Genomic DNA, 6,384 nt, shown 5'->3' on the forward strand with positions numbered 1-6,384 from the left:
GCCCGATTGGTGAGGGCTGACAATCAGTGGGGGATGGAGAACCCCGACTGATTGAAGTTTCACTTTATCAGTATGTTCAAGATAGCAACAATTCTTACGAAAACAGCGTTATAAAAATTGATTGACTGAGCATAGTTGGTGAAACAGGTTATTCAAGTGAATTTGATCTAAAAGGAACTCTTGTAGATCTGTATGTAAAAGTGCAAATTGATGTCGGAGATTTAACTGGCATCAATACAGGATACAGCGACTTAAAGCGAATAACTTCAGGCTTACAGGCTGGCAACTTAATCATTGTTGGAGTACACCCGGAAATGGGAAAAAGGCATTTATACGGAACGTTGCCTATCATGCAACGAGTTCAGATACAGCAGTTGGAATCATATGATAAGGCAAATGTAACAATGCAAGAAATTTATGCGAAGACTAGAAACTAAAACGTAAATATCCAGATGAAAATGTATTGATAGGGGGACTGCCGTATGACCATCAACTTACGAGATTTTAGTACCGAAAAGTAAAAAAATGGTTATTCTTTCCGAACTAAACGAGCATAATCAGAAAGAATAACCGCTTTTTTGTTGGCACTCCACACCTTCATCAATACTATCAAAAGAAACTTTATACTGTTACAACTTGAGAAATCCATTGAGCAGTTAGTTCAGGCGATTCAACAGGAAACTGATGACCGTACTGAATATGTGTAATGTCTAAGTGTTCAAACTGCATTGGAATATGATGATCTTTGTCCAAAGCTCCCCATAGTATCTTGATTTTCCCCTTATCCCATGTCTCGGGATTTAGTTGAATGGATTTTGATATAGTTAAACAAGACATGACCGTAGCGTTAGTTTTGCGTATGCGGGGGGATTTTAAATCACGAGCCACAGAATGAGCGTAATTACTCAATAACTGACTGGATGTTCTGAAGCTATTGGCTTGAAGTAGCTTTTTTTCCAAACGGGCGGGCTTCATATATTTTAGAATGAAACTTGTAATACTTCGAAATCTATATTTAGGTTGGATAGGATGCAGTACTGGTTGCAATAAAATGAGTTGTTTGATCAGCGAGGGCAGCCGTTCCATCACTTGAGCCGCAATTAATCCGCCAAATGAATGCCCCACTAATATAACGGGTCTGTTCAATTCAGTGATCATAGTGGAAACGCTCTCTATATAGCCTTCTAGCACAGAAGGATTATGGTGATAAGGGGTACGCCCAAATCCAGGTAAATCTACGAACCAAGTATTTAAACTGCTTAAAAATTGCGAGAGGGGCGAAAGGGTATCTGCATTGCTGAACGTCCCATGAAGAAAAATAATAGGCGTTTCATTCTTATCTTTCTCTAGTGAAACTAAGTTAGCCCTTCTTCGTTGACTAAAATCTCTCTGCTCATTTTGATTCAGGCCTAAATGATTTAATCGATAATCCAAATCGCTAATAATAAAGGGGAGCGTGGATGGAACTACGAATGAATTTTTGCCGTTCCTTTGTTCTATTTCTAATTTACTGTAAATAGGGAATTCCGACTTAACAAGAAAACCCATGGATTCTTTAGGAATACCAAGCATTTTACCGGCACCTATTCTAAGCACAGTTTTCAATAACGGAAGTGGTATAGTTCCTAACGGCTGTGTTGTCTGCAATTCGTGTGCCATGAGTTTGATGAAAGTTCGGATGGACGGGCTCTCTTGCTTAGAATCTAAAAGATAGTAGGTATTGCTTGATAACCCTTCTGTATTAGCAAGTTTTGAAATAAACGAAGCCACATGATCAATATGAACCATTGGCAGCCAATAATCGTCGCCGCCTGGCACAAGCGGCATAAGATTTCGCCTTACGGCATCGACTAAGATACTAAGGCCTCCAATCTGTTCCGTTTTCCCCGAGAAGGAGTCTCCGACGATTACGCTAGGATTAACAGTAGATAAGGGAATGTTCATGTTATGAAGAGATTTTCGTATATAAGAGTCGGCTAAAAACTTCATTTTTTCATAAGGCGGTTGATTGTCTAGCAAATGATCTAGATCCAATAATGCATTTTGTTCATGATAGGGACTCATAAAGCCTACGACATGGATAAAATGCTTTAATTCTTTTGCAGCGTGGATATCCTGTGCTAGCCGAGCAAGGGATTTTGCAGGGTAGAGGAAAGACTGCTCAGCTTCACTGAGGTTCAGCTCAATATTCATTGGGCCTCCTGCATGAATAATTAGATCAGTTGCAAGTAATTGCTTGTAGCTGGCATCACTTAAACCTAATCGAGGCTGCGTTAGATCACCGATAACGGGAACAATGTTGTTCTGTTGATCGGGTGCCAGTTGATTGATGATGGTAAGAAGACGATTTTTTTGACGTACAAGTGCATAAATCTGATGCTGAGAAGCTAACTCAGCGATTAGATGACGTCCAATATAACCAGTTCCGCCTGTCATGAAGATATTCATAATAAAAGCACTCCTTTATTATTTTGTAGTACTAATTAGTACTAATATAACTAAAAATATTACTTTAGCATGGAAGCTAAAGTAGGAAATAAATTTTTGACTATATCTTGGTTGTTAGAAGCTTGAGCCAAGAAGAGAGCACCCTCAATTGAGGAGACAATCAACGTAGCTGTTTGTTTAACGGGAAGCTCTGCCTTTAGTTCTTGCCGTGCAATCCCTTGGGCTAAAATCAATTCAACACCATGCAGCTGTTTTTCAAAGAAACTCTTGATTCTATCTCTAATTTCAACGGCGTCAATAGGCGTCTGTGTGTACAGAGTCAGGAAAGGACAACCGCCAAGGTAGTTATTTTGTTCAATAGTATCGCTTAAAATGTGGAGTACCGCTTCTAATTTATCCTGAGCGGTGAGTTCAGTTTGAGACGCAATGTAATTAATTCGCTGCTCGTAATGTGCTATCAACTGATTAACAATAGCGAGCAGTAGCTCCTCCTTGCTCTTAAAATAATAATAAATGTTCGTTTTTGAAACTTTGCTATGTGCGACTATGTCGTCCATGCTTGTTGCCAGAAAACCTTTAGTAAGAAACAGTGTAAAAGCGGATTGCAGAGCAATATCTTTATTGCTAAGTGTATTTTTCTTCATATTAGTACTATACAGTACTACAAATAGAGAGTCAAGGGAATGATTGATGAAACGCATACACGTATGAAGTTAGTTGGAATATGTATTGTTTAAATAGCCAGCGGGTGGTGACAGGCACTAATTTTTTAACGAGTTTTTAGCGATTTGGCACAACCAAACACTTAGTTTGCACTTTCCATTACAAGTATCAATCTGGCAGTTTAGTCTTCAATATGTGAAAAGGGATTTCTAAGTGATGAATTGAATATATATGTATTGTTTACTAATTTTGGGGAGGTCCCTTTATGGGAGATAAGCTTTACTGTACTGCTCTATATCAAGTTCTTAATGAAGAAAGACTAGGAGCTTCGCACGGTTTTATAATAACTTATAGTGATGTTGTGACGGGATCTCCTGTTAGTGAGATAGGGTATTTTATAGTAACGTACCCGAAGAGATTGATATGGTGACATATAAACAAACTGAGGTGGTACCACGAAATTGCAACTCTCGTCCTTAAGAATTATTTCTTTGGGGTGAAAGTTTTTTTATTATATAAGTTTCATTATGTCAGAATTTAAAGTTTTCGAGAGGAGAAATGATATGAATCCTATTTTATTAGATGTTCCGTTACAAATAGAAACAGACAGACTAATTCTTCGAGCACCACTCCAAGCTGGTGAAGGGAATGTCGTACACCAAGGTATTAAAGATTCAATTAGTGAGTTAAAGCAATGGTTGCTTTTATTCCAGTCAATTCCTACTGTTGAAGAAACGGAAATTATCCTGAGAAATGCGCATATAGATTTTTTGAAAAGAGAAAGCTTTCGCTATCTTATCTATCATAAGGGTACTAATGATTTTATTGGAACTGCTAGCCTTCACGGAATTAATTGGAAGATTTCTAAATGTGAAATTGGATACTGGATTAACACGCAATTTAGTGGCAATGGATATATGACAGAAGCAGTAAGTGAGTTAACAAACCTTGGATTTCAGTTACTCAAATTTAGAAGGATTGAAATACGATGTGAATCTAATAACATTAAAAGTCGTACGACCCCTGAAAAACTAGGTTTTGAGCTTGAAGGGATATTACGTAATGAAGATCTTTCAGCTGACGGTAAAAAACTAACTGATACCTGCATTTATGCAAAGGTAAATTAGATTAAAATTAAAAAATTCCTTGTACAACTAAAGCATGCGATAGTTGTACAACATATCTTAAGGCCGGTTTCCAAATTTGGAAACCGGCTTTTTTGATTTTTTATAACGAACGGTTTTATAACTTTTAAGGGGTCACAAGGCATCGTCATCAAGCTAAGATTTTAGAGCACCCCCTAAATGAAAAAATACGCTACTCTTGTAGATTTAAAATAAGGTTCGATTATTTATAATAAAGAATGATAGTTTGCGATAAATAGTGTGAAAATCATGCATTTCCAGAAAGTTTATCGAACAAGACTAATATCTTGCAATTATATACAGAGATTTTAATAGTTTTATCGACTTTCATCATTTTTTCAAAAATATCGATAAATCGGAATGTATATCAATCTAGAATAAAGAATTTTTTCAAAAATATTACAAATTAAGACAATATATTGTAAAAATATTGAATTTTCTTTATTATCAAAATGTTGGTGTAAATTTAGCGTTAGGGAGGAATAGGGATGAAGAAAAAGCCTTTTAAGGTGCTGTCTACGCTCGCGGCGACAGCTGTGCTTAGCTGCACATTTGGGTTTGGAAGTCAATCTGTTTATGCGGCAACGCCGTCTAATGGAGAAGCTTTAAGTCCAATTGATACAAATTTAATTCAGGAGGAGCGTCTAGCAGACGCGCTCAAGAAACGTGGTGTAATTAGTGAATCTGCATCGAAAGAAGACACATTAAAAGCTGTTGAAAAATACGTAGAGAAGAAAAAAGGCGAAAATGCTGGAAAAGAACCAGCAGCGGGGGACAGTGTTACGAGAGAAGCTGCTGACTTTTTGAAAAACGTTAAAGATGCAAAAGCAGATGAGAAAGAAAAAGCAAATCAACCTGCTAGTGGTCCGGTAGCTGGACAAGAGCCGGTTAAAGGTGGATTAAACGGAAAAGTACCAACTAGTTCAGCGAAGCAAAAGCAATATAATGGTGATGTTCGTAAAGATAAAGTTCTTGTATTGCTAGTAGAGTTTTCTGACTTTAAGCATAACAATATTGATCAAGTACCAGGTTATATGTATTCAAATGATTTTAATCCAGAACATTATCAAAAAATGTTATTTGGCGATGAGCCGTTTACACTCTTTGATGGTTCAAAAGTCCCAACATTTAAACAATATTATGAAGAGCAATCTGGTGGTAGCTATACAGTCGATGGGAAAGTAACAAAGTGGTTGACAGTTCCTGGTACAGCGGCGGATTATGGTGCAGATGCTGGCGATGGCGGTCATGATAATAAAGGACCAAAAGGACCGCGTGATTTTGTAAAAGAGGCATTAGATGCAGCTGTAGAAAGTGGTATTGATTTATCGGAATTTGATCAATATGATCAATATGACAATAATGGAGATGGAAATAAAAACGAACCAGATGGTCTTATTGATCACTTAATGGTCATTCACGCTGGAGTTGGTCAAGATGGAGGCGGTGGTAGATTAGGTGACGACGCAATTTGGTCACATCGCTGGAACCTTGGAGCACCATATCCAATTGAAGGAACGAAAGCAAAGGTTGATAACTGGGGCGGTAAAATGGCAGCATACGATTACACAATTGAGCCAGAAGACGGAGCAGTTGGTGTATTCGCACATGAATTTGGTCATGATTTAGGTCTTCCAGATGAGTATGATACGAAGTATTCTGGATCAGGTGAGCCAATTAACTCTTGGTCTGTTATGAGCGGCGGCAGCTGGGCTGGAAAAATTGCAGGTTCAACGCCACCGAGTTTCTCTCCGCAAAACAAAGAGTTCTTTCAAAAGAACATGGGTGGAAACTGGGCAAATATTGTAGAGGTTGACTATGATAAATTAAACCGCGGTATCGGTTTTGCGACGTACTTAGATCAAAGTGTAACGAAATCAGCTCGTCCTGGTCTGATTCGCGTTAACTTACCAGACAAAGATGTAAAAGGTATTGATCCTGCATTTGGTAAGAAGTATTACTATAGTACAAAAGGTGACGACATTCATACAACATTAGAAACACCTGTATTTGATCTAACAAAAGCAACAAATGCAAAATTTGATTACAAATCATTGTATGAAATTGAGACAGACTATGACTTCTTAGAAGTACATGCTGTGGCTGAGGATGGAACGAAAACATTAAT

5 protein-coding genes and 1 pseudogene are annotated in these 6,384 nt (G+C 37.8%); 4 read left to right on the top strand and 2 right to left on the bottom strand.

Annotated features, from left to right (window positions below; all coding sequences use genetic code 11):
- Nucleotides 1-125 precede the first annotated feature (125 nt).
- Nucleotides 126-469: pseudogene (locus CN373_RS22715) on the top strand (DnaB-like helicase C-terminal domain-containing protein); the annotation flags it as partial.
- A gap of 152 nt (nt 470-621) precedes the next feature.
- Here CN373_RS22715 and CN373_RS22720 read toward each other — a convergent pair.
- Together CN373_RS22720 and CN373_RS22725 are read right to left on the bottom strand one after the other, a co-directional pair.
- A complete protein-coding gene (locus tag CN373_RS22720) occupies nt 622-2,448 on the bottom strand; it encodes an alpha/beta fold hydrolase (RefSeq protein WP_098360216.1) in 1,827 nt (608 codons plus the stop codon).
- Between the two features lie 59 nt (nt 2,449-2,507).
- The gene (locus tag CN373_RS22725) at nt 2,508-3,092 is read right to left on the bottom strand and encodes a TetR/AcrR family transcriptional regulator (RefSeq protein ID WP_000742489.1); all 585 of its coding nucleotides are present in this window, start codon (nt 3,090-3,092) and stop codon (nt 2,508-2,510) included.
- A 284-nt stretch (nt 3,093-3,376) separates the two neighbouring features.
- On the opposite strand from CN373_RS22725, the gene CN373_RS25660 reads away from it, so the two are divergent.
- From CN373_RS25660 to CN373_RS22735, 3 genes are all read left to right on the top strand, one after another.
- On the top strand, nt 3,377-3,541 hold the full coding sequence (locus CN373_RS25660) for a hypothetical protein (RefSeq protein ID WP_165770977.1): 165 nt from the start codon (nt 3,377-3,379) through the stop codon (nt 3,539-3,541).
- Nucleotides 3,542-3,674: 133 nt separating this feature from the next.
- The gene (locus CN373_RS22730; protein WP_098360217.1) at nt 3,675-4,238 is read left to right on the top strand and encodes a GNAT family N-acetyltransferase; all 564 of its coding nucleotides are present in this window, start codon (nt 3,675-3,677) and stop codon (nt 4,236-4,238) included.
- A 506-nt stretch (nt 4,239-4,744) separates the two neighbouring features.
- Nucleotides 4,745-6,384 (top strand): immune inhibitor A domain-containing protein (locus CN373_RS22735; protein WP_098360218.1); only part of this gene is annotated, 1,640 nt, incomplete at its 3' end.

The organism is Bacillus cereus (assembly GCF_002561295.1).
Classification (GTDB): Bacteria; Bacillota; Bacilli; order Bacillales; family Bacillaceae_G; genus Bacillus_A; species Bacillus_A cereus_S.

Excerpts from the sequence above, each read along its gene's own strand:
- CN373_RS22725 (WP_000742489.1), bottom strand. The coding sequence starts at position 3,092 with ATGAAGAAAAATACACTTAGCAATAAAGATATTGCTCTGCAATCCGCT.
- CN373_RS22720 (WP_098360216.1), bottom strand. The coding sequence starts at position 2,448 with ATGAATATCTTCATGACAGGCGGAACTGGTTATATTGGACGTCATCTA.
- CN373_RS22730 (WP_098360217.1), top strand. The coding sequence starts at position 3,675 with ATGAATCCTATTTTATTAGATGTTCCGTTACAAATAGAAACAGACAGA.
- CN373_RS25660 (WP_165770977.1), top strand. The coding sequence starts at position 3,377 with ATGGGAGATAAGCTTTACTGTACTGCTCTATATCAAGTTCTTAATGAA.